Here is a 19,329-nt window from a genome sequence, read left to right as displayed (position 1 = left end):
TTTGTTTTATTTACTCGTTCGGTTGTCAGCCAGCCGATATTTAACCGATGTAGAGGGTACGGTTTGAGGCGTTTTCGCATTTATCGTGAAACGCTTTCGCGTTTTTCGTGCGCCGCTTCAACTCTAAAGATATAACTTTGCAAAGTTTTATCTTTAAAAATGGTTTCTACAGCATTACGTTTACTGACCCATGCTATATGTATTTTATGGGTAATTGTTTCGAGGACTCTTCAGGCTTATCGGAAATCAATAGCATATTAGAAATGCTTGTCCCTAAAACTAATATAAAAAACGTCTCAAGTGAGAAAGGTTTGCTTTTAAAAGGAATGGATAAGTTCTCTAATGATTCCATGTTTGATGTGGTGGAAAACATTCATAGTGGGGATGATTACATCTTTTGCGATGACTTAGGGAATGAATGGGCAGACCATATCACATTTAATAAAGCGGAGTCATGCATTTGTTTCATTCATTCAAAGCATGGTGACAAAAGCACATCAGCAAGTAAACTTCATGACGTTGTTGGTCAGGGTATAAAAAATCTTGGATATATGTATTTTAATACTGCTGATTTTACTGTTAAATTAAAGAGAAAATTCAATAAAAACTATACTGGAGTTTACAATAAAAAGTCAGTATCAACCAAGATAAAAAAGGTAAGAAAAGGTGACACTAAAAACATTAGGAAATACCTTGACGACCTTTTTAAGGATGTTAAATTGCATAGAAAATGCATTCTTAGCTGTTCATTTTTATCCAAAAAAGAGATAGAGCGCGAGTTCATTAATTTGCGAAGAAAAAAACCGGTTAAGCCTCATGTGATTCAACTGCTATGGATCTTGTCTTCTTTTTCTCATGCTGTAAAAGAGGCTAATGCTGTTCCAATTATTTATTGCGACAACTAGAACACATTTTGAGAGGGGTAATAAACCTCTCAAAACAGTACTGATGAATATTTCTAATTTATACTATCGATTGGAGATTTGGAATTTGTTTGAAAGGTGCATGTGACTTGACTTGATCTCCTCCCTGAAAACAGTGCCATCCTAAACTAAAGTATCCGGTCTTTCTTTCATCTCACTGAGAGGCATATCAACCATGAAAAAGACCCGTTATACCGAAGAACAGATAGCATTCGCCCTTAAACAGGCCGAAACAGGCACTCGGGTGGAGGAAGTGTGCAGAAAGATGGGTATTTCTGAAGCCACTTTTTATAACTGGAAGAAAAAATTTGGCGGTATGGGCGTAACAGAACTGCGCCGTTTGCGGCAGCTTGAGGACGAAAACCAACGGCTTAAGCGTCTGGTGGCGGACCTCAGTCTGGATAAGGAAATGCTCCAGGATGTCATTCGAAAAAAGTTCTGAGGCCCATTCAGAAGCGTGAAGCGGTGACTTACCTGCTGGACGCCTATCGTATCGGGCTGCGTCGTGGTTGCCGTTTAATGATGCAGAGTCGCACGGTATACCTCTATCGCAGTTGTCGTGATGACAGGGCCCTGACTCACCGGATAAGAGAAATTGCGGAGACACGGATCCGCTATGGTTGCCCGCACATTCATATTCTTTTGCGCAGGGAAGGCTGGTTAGTCAACCACAAGAAAACCCACCGAATTTACTGTCAGGAAGGACTGAATCTGCGAGCAAAACGACCACTCAGGCATGTTACAGCCAGGCACCGACACGCCCGTCCAGAAGTGACCGCATTAGATCAGTGCTGGAGCATGGATTTTGTTGCTGATAATCTGTTCAACGGGCGTCGGATACGTGCCCTAACTGTAGTGGATAATTTTAGTCGTGAATGCCTGGCGATCGAAGTTGGTCAGGGGCTGCGCGGAGAGGATGTGGTGGCTGTTATGGAGCGCCTGAAACAAATGCAGCACCGTATACCACACCGGTTGCAGACGGATAATGGCAGCGAATTTATCTCTAAAGCGCTTGACCGTTGGGCATACGAAAATAAGGTGACAATGGACTTCTCACGGCCCGGCAGACTGACAGATAATGCTCTGGTCGAGTCATTCAACGGGAGCCTGCGCGATGAGTGTTTGAATGTGCACTGGTTCCTGTCACTGGAAGATGCTCAGGAGAAGATCGAGCACTGGCGGCAGGAATATAACCAGTACCGGCCACATTCCTCATTAAATAACCAGACTCCGGAAGAATTTGTCCGAAGCCTGCAAACAGATCCGGATCTCTGATTTATCCTGGCATCAATATTGGGAAGGGATCAGCTTCGAACTGGTCACGTCACGCGATCGTAATGGGACGTTTGAACCGCAGTTGGTTAAAAAAACACCAGACCACGTTGTCTGACGAGATTGAGCAGAAGGTCATTCGCCTTTTCGAACTAGCGATGAGTTATCAGGTGACCTGATCTCCGGAAACCCATACACCTCTGTGGGCAGGTATAGCCGCTAAAATCAGAGGACGTGAGGTGGCGTATGCTCAATCAGAATGATGAGAAACAAGGAGTAACCTTTGAAATATTGTAGATTCGGTTTAAGATTACACCCTTGAGGCATCCATACATTATATAACTTTTTCGAGAAATAAAAATGGTTCCTGGCTCTAAATGGTATAAATTCGATATTCATACACACACACCATACTCATATGACTATGCAAAATTAGACGTTGATCTTAAAAATCGCATCCGCCCCACGGAATGGCTGTACCACTTCATCGAAAAAGGAATTCAATGTGTTGCAATAACTGACCATAATAGCGGAGCCGCCATCGATTTATACAAATCCGCCGCTGAAGATTTGCGAAATGAGGGAATAGATATAACAATCTTCCCTGGAGTTGAGATTTCAGTCCAAGGAGGAGTGCATATCCTTGCGATTTTCGACCCATCAAAAACATCTGCAGACATAGCGTCCTTACTGGGGGCCGTACAATACCACAGCGAGTACGGGAAAACGGACAGTGTCACAGAATGTTCGCCTCAGCAAGTCATCAAGATGATTCATAAGTATGATGGCGTGGCAATACCTGCACATATAGATATGGATGCAGGCTACTGCAAGGAGCTTACCGGTAAAACCCTAGAGCAAGCCCTCACAAGTGTAGACGCGGTCGAAGTTATCAATCCTGAATCTGAAACTCTTAAGTCTTACCGATCATACAATATAGATATTCCTGAGCTTCTCGGTTCAGACAGTCATCATCCGAGCAAGGTGGGCCGAAAATTCAGTTGGTTGAAGATGGACATCCCCGATATCAGTGGTCTGAAAAATGCCCTTATTGACGGTGCCAGTTCAGTCATACGCTCAGACATTGTTCTCCCGCATTCGCTGAACGAAGCACCTGCATGCGTAATAAATAATTTGCATGTGGAAAATACTAAATATCTTGGAACTAGAGAACCACTTGAAATTAATTTTAATCCTTGGCTCAATTCTATAATAGGAGGTAGAGGAACAGGGAAGTCGTCTCTCATAGAATTCATGCGTATTGCACTGGATCGAGAAACAGAACTCTCCCAACATCATGAAATAAATACAGCCTTTAGGAACGCAACACGAATCCCTGAAAAAAAAGACGCTCCGGGTCTATTTAAGAAAGACACTAAAATTAGTATAAATTACACCAAAAATGGTGAGGCCTACCGTATCACATGGACCCATCAAAAGACTGAAATCCACAAACAACAAGGTACAGACTGGATCGCTGAAGACGGCGTGATTGCGGAGCGATTTCCTATTAGGATTTTTAGCCAAAAGCAAATATTCGAGATATCAAAGAACACCAACACACTTCTAAATCTTATTGATAAATCGGAAGAAATTGATCTGGCTAACTGGATTATAAGTTTAAAGCGAGAATCGAATAACTACAAAAACTTAAAAAACACAATCTCACAACACTGCACAGAAATCGCCAACAAATCAAAATTTGAAGGTGAGCGTGCCGATATTCTCAGTCGAATCTCACAAATTAGTAAATTGTCTGACAATCCTGCACTTGCTCTCTATCGACGTCTTGACACCGTAAGAGGGTTTATTCGCGGCCACCACCCCAATGCCATTAGCACTATAACGAGCACGCTCAAATCCATCGAAGCTCTACGACCACTATACATTCCTGATTACATCAAAGGCAACTCTTCTGCTGAAAAAGAGATGCACAACCGACTGCTAAATATTGATAATATTCTGATAGATAGTAAAGAGCAAACCCGAAAAGTAATGGAAAACGCTTTAAATGCTTTATCAGAATTCTCTGAATGGATTGATAATTCAGCATTTATGCAAAAAATATACGATACTATACCCGATGTTCAGAAGTCCATCAATGTTGAAAACCAACTTGGTCAGCAACATTCACTGCAAACCAAACTAGAAAATATTGAAATTAACCTAGCGAAAATTAAGGAACTAGAAGACCAACGCTATACATTATCCTGTTTATTGAACGAATCAGAAGGCAATCTTATAAAGATTCGACAGCTTATAACAACCAGACGCCAATGTTTTATTTCAAAGTATTTTTCTGGTATCGAGTCAATATGCATAAGAATATTACCATTTGAAGATGTTTCTGCGTCCTTGGTGACATTTAGTCAAATTTTCGAAGAGAAAAAAAGACAAATAAATTTCAATGTAGACCACCACCCTTATATTAAGGATACTATTGAGCATCTGATTGAGATAATTAAAAAATCCAAAAATGATTCCGATAAAATTAAAGTAATCAAAGACTTTAAAAAAAACTTATTATCTGGAACAACCTTTGGAAAACCAATCCCAAGCCATATCCAAGACCGAATAAATTTTGTTAGAGGCGAAATCGAAGTCAACATTCTTAAATGGTTCCCAGAAGATAAGTTGGAGGTGTCATTCAAAGATCAAGGCGGAAAATTTAGGAGCATTGCAAATGCCTCTGCCGGTCAAAGAAGCGCTGCAATACTATCCCTTATCCTTTCACTCGGCTCTGAGCCATTAATACTTGATCAACCAGAGGATGATCTTGACAATAAGTTGATTGGAACGTTGATTGTCGACCGTTTGAAAATGCTAAAGACTCGTCGTCAAGTTATCATCGTAACTCATAACGCAAATATCGTGGTTAATGGAGACTCCGAACTCGTTATTGCATTAGTGAATATAAAAGGACAATCCTATATCAATGCCTTTGGTGGCCTTCAGGGCAATAACATCAAGAAGCACGTATGTGAAATCATGGAAGGCGGCAGAGAATTATTTGAAAAACGATACAAAAGGATTCTCAAAGCTTGAAGAACGTAGTACCGCATACACCCTGTTGAGTCCATGATACTTTTTCGGCTTACGCTGATCTTATCCACGTAATGAGGACATTATGCTAAGCGAGGGGCTGCTTTTCAAACTTTTCTTGGCTGAGGCCACTACAGGCTCCGTGGCGATGCCAGCAAGTGGAAGAAGTTTTCTGCACCAGCGTTGTCATAGTGCAAGTAGCCCTTTCCAAGTTTTATGTCCTTTTTGAGATTTTAGTCAATTTTTATCCTGTCCTAATATCGGTGCCAGGGTAAAACAGAGATCACACCCAAACCCATTTCACCGCTGCGGCCTAAGGGCCGCTACGCCCGGCTATACAGAGTCAGATTTTTTTCTCCCGCGTGACTTCCGTTCCCGTATCAGCTTCCGGTTAATCGTTTCCCAACACAACCCGTCCCGCAAGGTTATATGGCACGCATTCTGCGCCCTTGCGTGCCGGAACGATGCCGGGAAAGCGAACCGTCAGGCGATACGAAGACGAAAATCACACCACTGACGGAGAAAAAACATGACCATTTCCCTGCATACCCAGACTAGCGCCCCTAACACCGCAGCGGCGACCAGCGTATCCCCGCTGGAGCAGTCAGGCTCCTCAAAAACGAAATTTTCTAAAGCCAAAACAGATATTTATCAGACTGTCACCAACAATATCATTGCAGCGCTTGAAGCCAGTGTAAAACCGTGGTCTTGCCCGTGGAAACGAATGGCGGGCATGTCTGGGTTGCCCTCCAACTTCACAACCGGTATCGCGTATAGCGGAATGAATATTATGCTGTTGTGGTGCAGTGCGTCAGAACAGGGCTTCGGTGATTCACGCTGGATGACCTACAAACAAGCACAGGCAGTCGGCGGGCAGGTTCGTAAAGGCGAGCACGGCACGACAACCATTTTCTATATAACCTTGGAGAAAGAAAACGACGACGGTGAAATCGACCAGATCCCGATGCTGAAAACCTTCAATGTGTTCAATGTTGAACAAATTCATGGACTTCCACTGACAACTGAAACAGTCAGCCCAGAAGCAACCTTTGACCCGTTGCCGCAGGCTGAAAACCTCTTCAAGAAAAGCGGCGCAAACATCATCGAGAAAGGACAAAACGCCTTTTTCAGCCCATCAACCGATGAAGTCTGGTTACCGGAGCGCCATCTGTTTTCGGACGCGGCTAATTTCTATGCTACCGGCCTGCATGAGCTGGTTCACTGGACTGTGGGAAAAAAACGCCTGAATCGTGAAATGAAAGGCAAGTTTGGCAGTACGGATTATGCAGAGGAAGAACTGGTAGCGGAGCTGGGAAGTGCTTTTCTGATGGCGGATCTGGGGATCGATGGGGAGGTACAGCATGAAAGCTATATTGCTTCCTGGCTGAAAGCGCTGAAAAACGACAAACGCTATATTTTCAAAGCTGCTGGTGCGGCATCAAATGAATCGCCACGGATAATCTAGACACTTCCGAGCCGTTGATAATACTGGTTTTCATATTCTGTCGGTGACATCTGATCGCTAGAACCATGCCGACGCTTACTGTTATAAAACATTTCGATGTAATCAAAAATATCGCTGCGGGCTTCTTCCCGCGTTCCGTAGATCTTTTTCTTTATCCGTTCGCGTTTCAACAACTGGAAAAAGCTTTCTGCAACCGCATTATCATGGCAGTTACCGCGACGGCTCATGCTGCCCTCCAGGCCGTGTGATTTCAGGAACGACTGCCACTCATGGCTTGTGTACTGACTGCCCTGATCCGAATGAACCAGCACCTGTTTTTGGGGATTACGCCGCCATACAGCCATCAGCAGTGCGTTCAGGACAATATCCTTTGTCATCCGGGATTGCATGGACCAGCCGATAATTTTGCGTGAGAACAGATCAACAACCACGGCAAGATACAGCCAGCCTTCGTGGGTCCTGATGTAGGTTATGTCCGTTACCCAACGCTCATCCGGAGCATCCGGGCTGAACTGTCGCTGGAGCCTGTTGGGCGACACGATACTGGCCTCGCCTTTACGTGCCCGCGGGCTCCGGTATCCGACCTGAGCCTTTATCCCGACACGTTTCATCAGTCGCCAGACTCTGTTCACTCCGCACTGTTGCCCGCTGTCCCGCAGATCCAGATGGATTTTGCGATAACCATAGACGCATCCCGATTCCAGCCAGAACTGTTTAATCTGTCCTGTCAGTCTCAGGTCTGCCTGATGGCGTTGTGAATGCGGCTGCTGAAGCCAGGCGTAAAAACCACTGGGATGAACATCCAGCACCCGACAGAGCAGGCGAACAGGCCAGCAACAGGTGTTGTCACGGATAAAGGCGTACCTCAGTCGGACAGCTTTGCGAAGTACGCCGCGGCTTTTTTTAATATGTCCCGTTCGTCGGTAACCCGCTTCAGCTCTTTCTGGAGACGGCGGATCTCGGCCTGAGCATCTGACTCTTCTTTATTAGTGGAAGAATCCGGACCGTACTTCTTTATCCAGGCGTAAAGGCTGTGGGTGGTGATATCGAGACGTGTTGCAACGCTGGCAACAGAATAACCGCGATCAACAACCTGTTTGACTGCTTCAATTTTAAACTCTTCGGGATAACGCTTACCGCTCATGGGCACCTCTCTTTAAGCCATCTTAAATGACTCTGAGGTGTCTGTTAAACCCGTGGCGATTCAACTCCTTTTTTGGAATCAGCCCAAAAGATGTCATGGGGAAAAACGCTGAGGCATTGCTGAAAATTATCAATTATGACGAGAACAACCATGAACATTTTAAACATCTAGCTGATGCACTTGAGCTATTAGCCATAATTAAAAGCAGACAGGGAAAACTAGATCCGTTTCTGCGTATCCATGCAATGAAATTCTACAATCTAGCCATGGCCCCTGAATCTATGGTCCGGGTAGGACAGGACCTGGCGGATGATTTCGTCGAGTTTAAAGATTTCGAAGGTGCAAGAGAGGTCATGGAGCAGCATGTACTACCTGTGGTCAATAATGCCGGACTGATACATCGACTGGTTCAGGTCAGGAGCCAGTATGCTGTAATCTTGGCACTGGCAGGACAACATCGGCAAGCTCATGCCGAAATTCAACGTCTAACACCGTATATGAATGGTCTCACGGATGATCAGTGCTTTGAGGTTGCTAGACAGGCAGCTTACATTGAGCATCTCTATCAGCAAGAAAACGGGGCCAGAATGATTAATATTTTTGGCAAAGTTGGCCGAAATGACACCTGCCCATGTGGGTCAGGTAGAAAATATAAAAAATGTCATGGTGCTTGAGAGTAGAGCATTAAAACGCGATTTTTTGGGAAGATGCTCTGACCTACTCCCCATTGACTAGTACGCCCTTATGTTAGTTATTTCTGCTTCTGATACGAAGCTATGATAGGTAAGGCCCAAGGGCAGCTTTGAAAGAGGAGCAGACTTTACTCTTCTTCCCATAACTACAGCAAATTACTTAGACATAGATAATAATTCACTGTATCTCTCCGTTACTGCGTAATTCCCCTAGTATTATAAGATATTGATTTGATATCAATTCAAATGCATATTCCAATTTTAGGTATGGGAAATTAACTCGCTTCCCGAAAACGCTTTCCAACACCGTGCTAAGATTTTTTCCGTGAGTATCAAAACTAGATATACGATAAGTAAAATATAAGTAATTCAGGCGATCACCGTAATCATTTTTTATCTGCGCGAGCATACTATTAACATCTAGCCCACGAGAAATACTAGACCATGACGGATCAGCAGGCTCTAACCCAGGCTGATTATTTATCATTGGTTCATTCATGAGTTTATAATAATCTTTTCTAAAGGAGTCTAGTAGTGATTCATATCGAATTATCTTTTCATTTTTATCATCAAATATATAAAGAATCCAAAAAAAATTCTCAAGTAAAGAACGAGATAAAATGTGGCTAATGTATCGTTCTTCTACTAAAGATAAATTATTTAAGTCGAACTGATTTGATAGTGTTCCCGCAATAGAATAAAATCGCAAAACCTCTTGTGCGTAAAAAGAATTAACCCCAACTCCAATGGATAATTTTTTTATTGTGGGGATTTCATTTTCTAAATCTTTAATGTAAGTCATTTAAACTCCGTAACAAATAATTTATTTCAAAGGGTGTAAAATGGAATTATCATTAACTAACATTATGGGTTAATAAAGCTTCAATTTAATCATAGATTTGTGATTTTTAAGCATTTTTACCTCGACAAACTACCTATTTATAAGGTAATCACACAATCAATCAAAGTTTTTTTGCATGAAAACGCTAATGACATACTAAATTTTCACCCGTAATCTACCTGATGAATTAGTATAGTAACACAATTTTTGAGTCCTCAGTCCTCAGTCCTCAGTCCTCAGTCCTCAGTTCACGGTCTGCAGTCGGCACAGAGCTGCCTGTCAGATTAGATTATGGACCTGAGCCATAAAAATGTTAGCTCAAATCTGAACTAACACCCTTTTATGGGCATTCAGACTAATTTCAGTTATCAACGTGCCTTTCTGCATCGCCAGAACGAGCCATGGTGCTACGTGCTGCCGCAATACGCCTCAAGCGATTTCCACATAATCCGCTTCGCGCTCAATACCGATGAAAACAGAAACCTTCCATCGCAGCGGCTTTGCCGGTGCTTCCGCTGCCCATGAAGGGATCAAGTACAGTGCCTCTCGGGGGCGTAACTAGGCGGCAAAGGTAACGCATCAGTTCGGTGGGCTTTACACATGGATGATTATTACCCTCACCACGGTCCTTTCTGCTGGCTTTCGCACAATAAAAGAACCTACTTGCGCTACTAATTTTTAACTGTTGAGGGGTATCCCGGAACATAGCAAGTATTTCACCGCTGCCATCATGGATAAGATTGGCAGGCCATCGGCCATCGGGGTTTCCTTGCCTGGCGACACTCCCATCACCATTATTTCTGCCTCGCCACATGTGGTTAGGTTCGGAACCTCCCGGTCCATTTGGATAATTATAGGGGGATTCCCCCTCTGCCAGCGGGATCCTGCATTCGCTAATGTTCAGAGCGCCGGTGCCATGCGCGCACAGATTCGATTCTATAGACCTCCTGAATAGCTTACGGGCAAGGGTAATCGGCTCCAGTGCGGGCTTTAACGCGTGGTGAGATTTAGGAAAACCCGAACCGTATATCCAGCCCAGCATTCCGCCATTTCCAAATGCCGCATCCTCAATACGCGCTGCCATACGGTGTTGAGTGCGGGATCCCGCGAAGGACAGCAGATGACCACCGGGTTTGAGTACGCGCAGACATTCTTACCAGATGGCCGGTGAAGGGACATCGTAGTCCCATGTCTTCCCCATGAATTTAATACCATATGGCGGGTCGGTCACAATGCTGTCCACAGAGTTGTCCGGCATACTGCGCAGAACGTCAAAGCAGTCGCCATGGCTCAGAACGTCATGCATGATATTCCCTCCCGTCATCTCCATGAGCTGATGAAGAAAGAGCTTCCTGCTTATAACTGATACTCCCTTCCAGTTCATCAATTGTGCGGAACAGAAACATCTCGCGGTGCTTCGCATCAAACGGAACGGGAACACCGTTTCTAATCACCGTTCTGATGCTGCCAAACAGCCTGACCAGCGACTCCTTAGTTTTATCATCCGGCATCACATACATGGCATAGTGCCAGCGTCCGGCGTCGCTGGCTGCCAGATGACTGTTAATGATGCTGATGTAACGGACGCGGGTTTTCATCGACCGCTCTGTTTCCACTGCAACGATGGCACCGCTGCTTAAGGTAATAATGCCGTCCGGTCTGTGCCGGACGCCCGGGTATCGCGACATAAACTCTCCCCGGTCGCCGTTCAGCCAGCCTGTGCCACCTTTTTCCTCAAGGGCGATCCTTACCCACTGGTTTAACAGTCGATGTTCCAGCGTCGAGTTTTTGAGTTTGCCCGGCTCAAAATAGGCAGGGAAAACCTTGTCATTAGCGCTAACCACCATTGCCAGTCCCTGCATGGTGATCCCCCACAATGATTTTCTCCCGGTCAATACTGGGTATTCATGTTTAATCAGGAAGCCCATCGCAGCCACTTTATTGAGCAGTTTATACATCGCATGGTTATGTTTCCCTTTATAGCCGACAACTCTTTTTAAGGTCTGGAAATCAGAGAACGTTTCCTCCTTGAGAAAATACAGCAATGTCCGCATTCTCCGTTTTGCGGCTTCATTTCTTTTAGCAACGTTATGAATAAGCATTGATAGCCTCACAGGTTAATGGAGGGTTTGCGAATCGGATTTTCTTTTTCGGTATGCGGAGGTTTTTTATGCTCAAATGAGAGCAGGTCGATATATTGTTTTTTCGCTGGAATGTGGAAAAGTTTGGTTGCCTTCGCCAGATCATTCTGGGTAAAAACAAAACCGACAAATTTCGGCAAATTGAGCAGCATATTGCTGTCTATATAATAGCGTTCCGCCTGGCGGATCATCCTGTCCGTTTCCATCTTCTCCGTCAGGGATATATCTGTTTTCACTTTCCTCATTTCATCGTCAACCAGAATAGAGCCGGTCATCCTTGCCACCCAGTCGGCAGTGTCCGGATCGCGAAGGCGATAAACCAGCATAAACTTGCAGTTCTCAATCACCGAACCTGCAACGGCATCACCCTCCAGATCTGCCGGGCAGTCATATAAATCTTTTACCGACTGGTGGGCCATGATGATATGCACACCTTTATCCCGCGCTGCGCCAAGTCCCTCAAGCGCAGGGCGTGATAGGTGATACTTGAGTTCATCAAGGAAAATAGCGACCGGACGAGGTTTGCCTTTTATTCGATCACGCGTTTCAGCTACCTGTATCAGGCGAGTTAAAATCATTCGCTGAGCCGATATGATTTTCTGGTTACGCATCGAGCCGATGATGTAGCAGCATCCGCCTTCATCAAAAATGGTCTTTAAGGAAAATCCGTTACGCGCATTAATGGAATTCACTAAAGCTATTTCCTCAAGCTCGCCATAAAAAGCAGGCACATCTTCACTGAGGGATTTCACAAAGTCAGTGTTAAATAAGTCGCGTAACGTCATTCCCTTTTCGTAAATAGCTGCCGTATTTCTGGCTGCGCGACGGTCGGCGATACGGTAAAAGTCAGCACCTTCGCCTTTTTTACCCAGGCTGAAACCGGCATTAAACAGTTCCTCCAGGGCTTTGTTGAATAAATCGGATTTAGATAAATGCTCCCCTCGTCGCTGACTTTCTCAGGCAATCCTTACACTTTCTGGCATGCCTGCACGCGTCATTTTGTTTAATGCACGGATCATGGCCATAGCCTCCCCAACCTGAGCATCATAATCCCGCAACGTAAGATGCCCACCAAACAGCTGTTTGACACGATACATTGCAGTTTCAGCCACCGAACGTCGGTTGTAAGCCGTGTGCCATTTCCAGTACGCATTGCTTCCCGTGAGCCGTTGCCGGGCAACCGCCTGATTTCTTTCGGCATATTCAGCCGGCCAGTAACCCGCCCGGGTTCGCGGCGGGATAAGTGCTTTGATTTTCTTACGCCGCAGTTCGTCGTGGCACCGTTCTGGTGTCATAAGCCCCGTCGGCTGAAGCGACCCTGATTTTCCGGTGTGTCTGGTGGATAAGTCCCGGGAATGCTTCAGCATCAGTCACGTTGTTCAGGGACAGGTCAGCACAGATAACCTCATGCGTACCGGCGTCCACAGCCAGGTGCAGCTTCCGCCAGACACGGCGCTTTTCCTTACCGTGTTTTTTCACCTTCCACTCACCCTCACCGAAAACTTTTAAGCCGGTGGAGTCGATAACCAGGTGGGCAATTTCACCGCGTGTGGGGCTTTTGAAAGGGATGCTGACGGACTTAGCCCCCCTGCTGACGCAGGAATAATCCGGGCAACGGAGCGGGAGCTTCATCAGGATAAAAATGGAATCGATGAATCCCTGCACAGCGCGCAGCGTGAGGCGAAAGACGCGTTTGAGCATCAGAACGGTGGAAATGGCCAGCTCGGAATAATGTTGCGGACGACCACGTGAAGAGGTTTTGGGTTCGTCATACCAGGCCTGAATGGCCGACTCATCAAGCCAGAATGTCAGTGAGCCCCGATTGACGAGGGCTTTGTTGTAGACGTTCCAGTTGGTGATTTTGAACGTTTGTTTTGCCACGGGATACCGCTACAGGATCGAGAATGTGGTGATCTGATCCTGATTACGGCAAAAAGTTCGATTTATTCAACAAAGCCCGTGGATAGATCTAAATGATAAGCGGACCTCACACTTTCGATTCACGCAGGTCGATTCGGTTGAAGATGCTCATAAACGGCTTAACAATTTCTCCGAGTTGAAGCCAGAAAAATGCCGTACCAGTACAGACTGATACGGCTATTTCTGTGGTTTATTTTGTCAGAGGGGTTATCCCATTGCGCAACTGATTTCCTTCCCACAAATATAAGGTGGAGCATACGCTTTCCGGCACATATCCAGATAATCCGACCACCATTGCATCATCGCTTTACGGGCATCGAGATATTCTGCTTTATGGAGGTAAGCCGCTCGAACGCTGTTACGCTCCTGGTGACTCATCTGCCGTTCAACCGCATCCTGTGCCCATAGGCCAGACTCCATCAGGGCACTACAGGCCATTGCCCGGAATCCGTGGCCGCAGATTTCATCTTTCGTGTCATAACCCATCAGCCGCAGTGCCTTGTTGACCGTGTTTTCGCACATCGGTTTATACGGATTATGATCACCCGGAAATACCAGCTCCTGATGCCCGGATATTTCCCGTATTTGTTTCAGAATAGTGATGGACTGGCTGGAGAGAGGAACGATATGCGGTGTGCGCATTTTCGCTCCACGCCCGGAATAGCGGACACCGGGGATTGCCTCGCGAGTGGCAGGAATGGTCCAGATTCTGTTCCTGAAATCGATCTCAGACCAACGGGCGAAACGCAGTTCGCTGGAACGTATGAACAGGTGCAGGGTGAGTGATACTGCCAGGCGGGTTAGTTCTCGTCCTTGCTGATAGTCCTCTATGCGAGCCAACAGCTCCGATAGTCGTTCCAGTGGAAGGGCAGGGTAGTGGCGTTTAACGGGAGGGGTGATGATACCGTCCAGATTTGCCGCCGGATTGTTATCTATCAACTCCTGATGCACGGCATGGCGCATGATGTTGCACATATGCTGCCGGGAACGTGCCGCCACTTCCAGTAGGCCCTTTTTCTCAATCCCTTTCAGCAGGTCGATAAAATGACGTGGTTTTAGTTCAGAGATAGGTAGATGCCCAATGATCGGAAAAATATGGTTATTCATGCTGGCGAGCAGACGGACGGCATGATTCTCAGACCATGCTCTGTTGCTTTTATGCCAGCTCAGTGCAACAGACTTGAAGGTTTCTTCTGGCAACGCAGTGGTTCTTTCAGCGGAGCGTTGTTGTGCTGGATTGATATTCTGCACCAGTAGCTTACGGATACCGCCACGCTGTTGACGAGCATCAGCCAGAGAGACATCAGGATAAGCACCTAAGCCGAGGCGGGATTCTTTTCTATTGATGCGGTATTTGAGATACCAGAGACGTGAACCGCCTGGATTAACAAGCAGATATAGACCATGAGAATCGGAAACTTTGAAGGGTTTAGCGGATGATTTTAAGTTGCGGATTTTTGAGTCGTTAAGAGACATTTGGGGGTCACTCCGTCATCGAACCAACTTGACCCCAAATCTGACCACCAAATTCTCCCGATGCGGAGGGAAAACTGAAAATGCATCGGGAAGACTTTTCACGCTAACTCATTGAATCGGAATCACATAAGGATTCGCAAAGCGGCATGAAAACAAGAATTTGGCTCCTCTGACTGGACTCGAACCAGTGACATACGGATTAACAGTCCGCCGTTCTACCGACTGAACTACAGAGGAATCGTGTGAACGGGGCGCATGTTAACGGCGTGCCTGCGAAATGTCAAAGTACCAATCGACAACCTGAGTGCGTTTGCTGACAAAAGCAGCGTTCTGATACTTTCCCTTTATTTCTGCTCGTTCCTCAATCTCTGCGCCAGATCTCACTTTCCCGCCTTTCCCTTGCCGATGTTAGAGGTGTGTCAAATTTTTGTTATTTGCTGATTTTAAAACATGCGTTTCGATGCTTTCATAGTTAAAGTTTCAGTTGGTGTGATTATGAAACAAAAAAACTGTTTTGCGATGACGCCAGCGGGGATGCACAAAGAAGGTGGTGTGAGTTTTAACTAACCCGTTGTTTATATAAATAAAAGACAGACCCGATTAGCCGTACCCTGAAAGAGAGTATTACCCGAAATAGTCACCCCCTACATTTTAATAAAGCCGTCGGTGAAGTTGAGTGGATGTAAAAGAAATTTTTCATTCGCCGTATCAGCGAACCTTCGCATGCTAACGATAATAAGGGCTTTGCCATGAACGTGAAAAAAACAATTCTAGCGTCACTGTTAGTGTGTATGTTACCTGTCACCAGCTTTGCCAAAGATCTCCAGATTGGCGTCTCTATGGCACTGTTTGATGACAACTTTTTAACTATCGTGCGCAACTCAATCAACAATGAGATGAAGGCAGAGAATGTTAAAGGCCAGGTAGAAGACGCTAAAGGCGACGTCGCACAGCAGCTGCAACAGGTTCAAAACTTCATCGGCCAGGGCGTCGATGCCATCATCGTTAACCCGGTAGATACCAACGCCGTTAAACCCATTGTTGATCTCACCACTAAAGCCGGCATCCCGCTGGTGTTCGTCAACCGCAAACCCGCCACTACCCTGACCGGCAAAATGGCCTTCGTCGGTTCTGACTCCGAGCTGGCAGGCCGCCTGCAGATGGAAGCGCTGGCAAAACGCATGAACTACAAGGGTAACGTCGCCATTCTGTTAGGTGACCTCGCCAACGAAGCCACGCGCGAGCGTACCAAAGGCGTGGAAGCCATTGTGGCGAAATATCCTGGCCTGAAAGTGGTACAGAAACAAACCGCGAAATTCACCCGTAACGATGCGGTAGACGTCACCAGTAACTGGCTGACCGCGGGTGATGATATCCAGGCGATTGCGTCAAACAACGACGAAATGGCGATTGGTGCGCTGCAGGCATTAGGTAAAAACCCTAATAACATCCTGGTGGCGGGCGTCGATGGCACACCGGATGCGTTGCAGATGATTAAGAACGGCAAGATGGTTGCCAGCGTATTCCAGGACGCTAAAGGTCAGGGCGAAGGTGCCGTACAGACCGCTGTGAAGCTGGTGAAAGGTGAGAAAGTGCAGCCGATTGTTGATATTCCCTTCCAGCTGATCACCAAAGAGAACTACGAGAAGTTCACCAGTAAAAACCAGAAATAACGTTCTCTGAACCGGTTGTACGGAGGTAGTAAATGACCGCATATGCGCTAGAAGCCGAAGGCATCAGCAAATTTTTCCCGGGCGTTAAGGCGTTAAGTAACGTCTCGTTTCGAATCAAGCCGGGAACGGTGCATGCTCTGATGGGGGAGAATGGTGCGGGGAAATCCACCTTAATGAAGTGCCTCATTGGGATCTACCGTCCCGATGAGGGGCTGATCCGCATTAAGGGTGAACCCGTGCAGTTTACCGACACGCTGGATGCGCTGCGTTCGGGAATTTCCATGATCCACCAGGAGCTGAATCTGGTACCGCATATGACGGTCGCCGAAAATATCTGGCTGGGTCGCGAGCCGATGAAATTCGGCTTCGTTGACCACGGCAAGCTCAACCGCCTAACCAAAGATCTGCTGGTTAAGCTGAATATTCGCCTGCGTCCCGAGCAGATGGTGGGCGATCTCAGTATCGCCTCCCAGCAGATGGTGGAAATCGCCAAAGCGGTGTCGTGGAACTCAGACATCGTCATCATGGATGAACCGACATCGGCACTGACGGAAACCGAAGTGGCGCATCTGTTCACCATTATTCGTGACCTGCGTTCGCAGGGAAAAGCCATCATCTATATCAGCCACAAAATGGATGAAATTTTTGCCATTACCGATGAAGTCAGCGTGTTCCGTGACGGCGCATGGGTCGGCAGTAACGAGACGGCCAACTACACGCGTCAGTCGCTGATTACCCAGATGGTCGGGCGTGAGCTCACTCAGCTGTTCCCGAAAACTGACAGCAATATCGGTGAAGATGTGCTGACGGTGCGCAATCTGACGCGCAACGGCGTATTCCAGGACATCAGCTTCAGCGTGCGCCGCGGTGAGATCCTCGGCGTCGCCGGGCTGGTGGGTGCCGGCCGCAGTGAAGTGATGGAAAGCCTGTTTGGTATGACCTCGACAGACAGCGGCGAGATCCTGATCGACGGCGTACCGACCACCATCGATTCCCCGGCCAGCGCGATTGAAAAAGGCCTCGCCTTCCTGACGGAAGACCGTAAGAAGTCGGGCCTGTTCCTTGTGCTGTCGGTGATGGAGAACATGAGCATCGTCAAAATGACTGACTACAGCGCCAAAGGCGGCTTCGTCAATCATGGCAATATGGCGAAAGACTGCCTGGAACAGATTAAGCGCCTGAATATCAAGACGCCGACCATGGACCAGATTATTAACAACCTCAGCGGCGGTAATCAGCAGAAGGTGTTAATCGCCCGCTGGCTGCTGGCACAGCCGAAAATCCTTATCCTTGACGAACCTACCCGTGGCATTGACGTCGGTGCGAAGGCGGAGATCTATCGCCTGATCAGCGAACTGGCGAGCCGGGGCGTCGCCATCATTATGGTCTCCTCTGAACTGCCGGAAATCATCGGTATGAGTGACCGCGTGATGGTGATGCACGGTGGACGTATTACCGGCATCCTCGATAAAGAAGACGCCGACCAGGAAACCATTTTGTCATTGGCGTCCGAATAAGGGCGTGAGGTAAACAACATGAGTGAGATGAAAATGACAACGCAACAGTCGGCTGAAGCGCCATCGTTTTTTGATAATGTTAAAAGCAAGCTGCCCAAAGATACCGGTATTTTTGTGGTGATGGTGGGTATCGCGCTGATTTTTGAAGCCTTCGGCTGGTATGTACGCGATCAGTCATTTCTGATGAACCCGAACCGCCTGGTGCTGATTGTGCTGCAGGTAGCCATTATCGGGATTATCGCGGTGGGGGTAACGCAGGTCATTATTACTACCGGTATCGATTTATCCTCCGGCTCGGTCATTGCGCTGACGGCGGTGGTTGCGGCCAGCCTGGCACAAACCTCGGAAAGCCTCTCGCCCATGTTCCCGTCACTGGTGGATATGCCGGCGGTACTGCCGATAGGGGCGGGGATCGGGGTGGGCATTCTGTGCGGTATCGTTAACGGCGTGCTGATCACCAAAACCGGCATCCCGCCGTTTATCGCCACGCTGGGGATGATGGTTTCCGCTCGCGGTCTGGCACAGTATTACACTCAGGGTAACCCTATCAGCTTCCTCTCCGACGGCTTTACCTCCATCGGTCAGGGCGCAATGCCGGTGATTATCTTCCTGGTGGTCGCGGTTATCTTCCATATCGCGCTGAAACACACCCGCTACGGTAAATATGTCTACGCCATCGGCGGCAATATGGTTTCCGCCAAAGTTTCCGGGATTAACGTCAATAAGTATCTGATTATTGTCTACACCATCGCCGGTGGGCTGTCCGGCCTGGCCGGGGTGGTGCTGGCGGCGCGCGTCAGCAGCGGGCAGTCAAGTATGGGCCTGGGCTACGAGCTGGATGCCATCGCTGCGGCGGTGATTGGTGGCTCCAGCCTGATGGGTGGCGTCGGGCGCATTACCGGCACGCTGATCGGGGCGGTGATCCTCGGCCTGATCAAGAGCGGCTTTACCTTCGTCGGTGTCGATGCCTACGTGCAGGACATCATCAAAGGGATGATTATTGTCGCCGCGGTATCGATTGATATGTACCGCAACCGTAAAAAACGCTAACAGGTTACAAAATTGCAGGGGGACGACCGCTGAGGTATCCCCAGAAATAACTTCCATCGCTAAACATCCGCAAACCGGTCTGAGCTCAGCCTGAGCACGCCGGAACGGCAAAAGACGCTCCCTGCGGGCCTCGGCACGCGGCATCCCTGCCGCGTGACGTCCGACTTACCTCA

12 protein-coding genes, 1 tRNA gene and 4 pseudogenes are annotated in these 19,329 nt (G+C 47.2%); 9 read left to right on the top strand and 8 right to left on the bottom strand.

All coding sequences use genetic code 11. The features are described from left to right. Positions 1–137 precede the first annotated feature (137 nt). From ACLI4M_RS23085 to ACLI4M_RS23065, 5 genes and pseudogenes are all read left to right on the top strand, one after another. Positions 138–905, top strand: a complete 768-nt coding sequence (locus ACLI4M_RS23085) for a hypothetical protein (protein ID WP_413449758.1) — start codon at positions 138–140, stop codon at positions 903–905. Between the two features lie 193 nt (positions 906–1,098). Then, positions 1,099–2,198 (top strand): IS3 family transposase gene (locus ACLI4M_RS23080; protein ID WP_133623357.1). Its coding sequence is split into 2 segments (ribosomal slippage): positions 1,099–1,360 and positions 1,360–2,198, totalling 1,101 coding nucleotides; the frame shifts between segments, so codons are not numbered across the junction. Between the two features lie 31 nt (positions 2,199–2,229). Continuing rightward, positions 2,230–2,365: pseudogene (locus tag ACLI4M_RS23075) on the top strand (IS256 family transposase); the annotation flags it as partial. A gap of 190 nt (positions 2,366–2,555) precedes the next feature. Continuing rightward, positions 2,556–5,240, top strand: a complete 2,685-nt coding sequence (locus ACLI4M_RS23070; protein WP_133623358.1) for a TrlF family AAA-like ATPase — start codon at positions 2,556–2,558, stop codon at positions 5,238–5,240. 526 nt (positions 5,241–5,766) lie between these two features. Then, positions 5,767–6,702, top strand: coding sequence for an ArdC family protein (locus ACLI4M_RS23065; protein ID WP_133623359.1), 936 nt, complete (start codon positions 5,767–5,769; stop codon positions 6,700–6,702). On the opposite strand, the gene ACLI4M_RS23060 is transcribed toward ACLI4M_RS23065, so the two are convergent. Then, a protein-coding gene (locus ACLI4M_RS23060; RefSeq protein ID WP_133623360.1) for an IS3 family transposase occupies positions 6,699–7,846 on the bottom strand; the annotation gives its coding sequence in 2 pieces (ribosomal slippage) (positions 6,699–7,609 and positions 7,609–7,846; 1,149 coding nt in all). The two genes, ACLI4M_RS23065 and ACLI4M_RS23060, sit on opposite strands and share 4 nt — an antisense overlap. 38 nt (positions 7,847–7,884) lie before the next feature. On the opposite strand from ACLI4M_RS23060, the pseudogene ACLI4M_RS23055 reads away from it, so the two are divergent. Further along, positions 7,885–8,520, top strand: a pseudogene (locus ACLI4M_RS23055) (YecA family protein); the annotation flags it as partial. Between the two features lie 196 nt (positions 8,521–8,716). Here the strand turns inward: ACLI4M_RS23055 and ACLI4M_RS23050 are convergent. The 7 genes and pseudogenes from ACLI4M_RS23050 to ACLI4M_RS23020 all read right to left on the bottom strand — a co-directional run bounded on the left by ACLI4M_RS23050 (position 8,717) and on the right by ACLI4M_RS23020 (position 15,153). Beyond that, a complete protein-coding gene (locus ACLI4M_RS23050; RefSeq protein WP_133623362.1) occupies positions 8,717–9,340 on the bottom strand; it encodes a hypothetical protein in 624 nt (207 codons plus the stop codon). Between the two features lie 499 nt (positions 9,341–9,839). Continuing rightward, positions 9,840–10,496, bottom strand: coding sequence for a DNA methyltransferase (locus ACLI4M_RS23045; RefSeq protein ID WP_413449804.1), 657 nt, complete (start codon positions 10,494–10,496; stop codon positions 9,840–9,842). Positions 10,497–10,677: 181 nt separating this feature from the next. Beyond that, a complete protein-coding gene (gene mobC, locus ACLI4M_RS23040; RefSeq protein WP_133623363.1) occupies positions 10,678–11,481 on the bottom strand; it encodes a MobC family replication-relaxation protein in 804 nt (267 codons plus the stop codon). A gap of 8 nt (positions 11,482–11,489) precedes the next feature. Next, a pseudogene (locus ACLI4M_RS23035) lies at positions 11,490–12,425 on the bottom strand (type IV secretory system conjugative DNA transfer family protein); the annotation flags it as partial. 51 nt (positions 12,426–12,476) lie between these two features. Beyond that, positions 12,477–13,401, bottom strand: a pseudogene (locus tag ACLI4M_RS23030) (IS5 family transposase). Positions 13,402–13,647: 246 nt separating this feature from the next. After that, the gene (locus ACLI4M_RS23025; protein ID WP_133623365.1) at positions 13,648–14,916 is read right to left on the bottom strand and encodes a tyrosine-type recombinase/integrase; all 1,269 of its coding nucleotides are present in this window, start codon (positions 14,914–14,916) and stop codon (positions 13,648–13,650) included. 161 nt (positions 14,917–15,077) lie between these two features. Then, a tRNA-Asn gene (locus tag ACLI4M_RS23020) sits at positions 15,078–15,153 on the bottom strand. A 512-nt stretch (positions 15,154–15,665) separates the two neighbouring features. Here ACLI4M_RS23020 and ACLI4M_RS23015 point away from each other — a divergent pair. Genes ACLI4M_RS23015 through ACLI4M_RS23005 form a run of 3 tightly spaced genes read left to right on the top strand, consistent with a single transcriptional unit; the run spans position 15,666 to position 19,156 of the window. After that, entirely contained in the window at positions 15,666–16,589 is a 924-nt protein-coding gene (locus ACLI4M_RS23015) for a sugar ABC transporter substrate-binding protein (RefSeq protein WP_048915643.1), read from the top strand. A gap of 32 nt (positions 16,590–16,621) precedes the next feature. After that, positions 16,622–18,106 carry a sugar ABC transporter ATP-binding protein gene (locus ACLI4M_RS23010; RefSeq protein WP_048915644.1) on the top strand — a complete coding sequence of 495 codons (1,485 nt, stop codon included), beginning with the start codon at positions 16,622–16,624 and terminating at the stop codon, positions 18,104–18,106. 18 nt (positions 18,107–18,124) lie between these two features. Then, positions 18,125–19,156 carry an ABC transporter permease gene (locus ACLI4M_RS23005; protein WP_133623366.1) on the top strand — a complete coding sequence of 344 codons (1,032 nt, stop codon included), beginning with the start codon at positions 18,125–18,127 and terminating at the stop codon, positions 19,154–19,156. Positions 19,157–19,329 lie beyond the last annotated feature (173 nt).

Origin of the sequence: Erwinia sp. LJJL01 (assembly GCF_047300805.2) — a bacterium.
GTDB classification, from domain to species: domain Bacteria; phylum Pseudomonadota; class Gammaproteobacteria; order Enterobacterales; family Enterobacteriaceae; genus Erwinia; species Erwinia aphidicola.
This window is presented reverse-complemented; position numbering and strand designations above follow the sequence as displayed.